The organism is Staphylococcus sp. HMSC65H10 (assembly GCF_001839185.1).
GTDB lineage: Bacteria > Bacillota > Bacilli > Staphylococcales > Staphylococcaceae > Staphylococcus > Staphylococcus simulans.
Genome location: NZ_KV840313.1, coordinates 1 through 1,443, shown reverse-complemented (window position 1 = coordinate 1,443; position 1,443 = coordinate 1). Strand labels below are relative to the sequence as shown.

At 34.4% G+C, this 1,443-nt stretch carries 4 protein-coding genes; all 4 read right to left on the bottom strand.

Going from position 1 to position 1,443, the window contains the following annotated elements; translation table 11 throughout:
• Positions 1-45: 45 nt before the first annotated feature.
• The gene (gene rinB, locus HMPREF3270_RS02430) at positions 46-222 is read right to left on the bottom strand and encodes a transcriptional activator RinB (protein ID WP_070848643.1); all 177 of its coding nucleotides are present in this window, start codon (positions 220-222) and stop codon (positions 46-48) included.
• Complete coding sequence (locus HMPREF3270_RS02425) at positions 215-451, bottom strand: DUF7366 family protein (protein ID WP_070848642.1); 237 nt, start codon at positions 449-451, stop codon at positions 215-217. The genes rinB and HMPREF3270_RS02425 overlap by 8 nt, the downstream gene beginning before the upstream one ends.
• Positions 444-788 (bottom strand): hypothetical protein, encoded by a 345-nt coding sequence (locus tag HMPREF3270_RS02420; protein ID WP_218117692.1) that lies wholly within the window; start codon positions 786-788, stop codon positions 444-446. The genes HMPREF3270_RS02425 and HMPREF3270_RS02420 overlap by 8 nt, the downstream gene beginning before the upstream one ends.
• Positions 789-983: 195 nt before the next feature.
• Positions 984-1,406: a dUTP diphosphatase gene (gene dut / locus HMPREF3270_RS02415; RefSeq protein ID WP_070848640.1), complete on the bottom strand. Its 423-nt coding sequence runs from the start codon at positions 1,404-1,406 to the stop codon at positions 984-986.
• Positions 1,407-1,443: the final 37 nt, after the last annotated feature.

The window sequence follows — 1,443 nt, the reverse complement described above, 5'->3', positions numbered from 1 at the left end:
GCACAAGAGAGAGGAGAGCGAAGAGAATGGTTAGAGCTATCCACATTATTCACTCACCTCTGCTTTTAAATTAATAAGATGTATGTGATCGTTTATGTTAAAGTCACTAGGTACTTCCACTTCGTCATTCTGTGTACGGTAAATAATAAGTTGTTCAATGATGTATTTAGCTGCTTCGTATAGTGTAAGCGTTAAGATAATTTTAAATATAGTTTTAATCATTCTTATCATCTCCAGTGTCAATCAAACTAGGTATTAACTTAAGCATAGCTCTTAATTCGTATTCGTTCGTATTAGCCAATATAGGGCTGTAAAATTTACTTTCTTTATCATTGATGGCTTTGATAAACTCATCTTCAAGTTTAGCTTTTTCTTCGGGCGGACTATCTTTATATCTTTTTATTATCTCAGTGTATTTTTGGGGAAACTTCATTTTAGGAATATTAATCATTGTCTTCCTCCATTAAATCAGTAGTATGTTGATACCCGCAATCTTCGCAAATTCTTATAATGGTAGATGGCAAATTATCAAGATAATCCATTTCAAAATAATTATTTAGACTTTTGCATTTAGGACATTGATAAAAAGTTTTATGTTCAAAGTAATCATTGTATTGTAAGAATCTACCTTCATCTACATCTACTGTGGTTATACCGTTTTTAAATAAAACTTCATCTTTGGTTACTGTTTTTTGTTCTGTTTTATATGTGTACATATTTACCACCCTGCTCTTTCCATCTTTATATTGATATATGGCAATCTGTTTTATAATAAAAACGCTTGCCATGCGATTCACCTTTATCATCGACCCAAAGTACATTCCATTCACTAAAGCTAAATGTATCTGTAAGATCCCTGATTATTCCAAACATAGTATTTACCTCCTAATAGCAAGGCGGACGAACCGCCAAGCTTGTTTTTAAACCCGTCGAATCCAACCGGTTTAGTTTTTTATACGTACCGAATTCGAGGCGGTTAACATTTATTCTCCTGTACTACCGTAAGCGCCTCTGTTACTTTCATTTTCAAACTCTTCTACTTCTACCGGCTGCATATAAGAAACGGGTGCGATGACTAACTGTGCTAAACGTTCGCCTTGTTTAACAGTTATAGGTCCATCACTGATATTATCTGTGATAATTCCAATCTCTTTGTGGTAGGTTTGATCTATCGTACCCAACGCTACACGCAGTTTAGTTTTAAGCGATTTACCAGAACGTGGTCTGACTTGTGCTTCATAACCATAAGGTAAGTTAATTGCAACATCTGTTTTAACTGCTACTGTTGTGTGAGGTTCTATCACTGTTGTTTCGGACACATATAGGTCTAAACCGGAGTCAGTTGCATTAGCACGTGTCGGCATTGTTGCGTTTTCTGATAGTAATTTGATTTGTAGTTTAGTCATTATTTTTTGTCCTCCAAATTGTTAATAATTCTTTTTA

What these genes read in the sequence shown, in the direction of transcription:
- rinB (WP_070848643.1), bottom strand. Translation starts at nt 222, where the DNA reads ATGATTAAAACTATATTTAAAATTATCTTAACGCTTACACTATACGAA.
- HMPREF3270_RS02425 (WP_070848642.1), bottom strand. Translation starts at nt 451, where the DNA reads ATGATTAATATTCCTAAAATGAAGTTTCCCCAAAAATACACTGAGATA.
- HMPREF3270_RS02420 (WP_218117692.1), bottom strand. Translation starts at nt 788, where the DNA reads ATGGCAAGCGTTTTTATTATAAAACAGATTGCCATATATCAATATAAA.
- dut (WP_070848640.1), bottom strand. Translation starts at nt 1,406, where the DNA reads ATGACTAAACTACAAATCAAATTACTATCAGAAAACGCAACAATGCCG.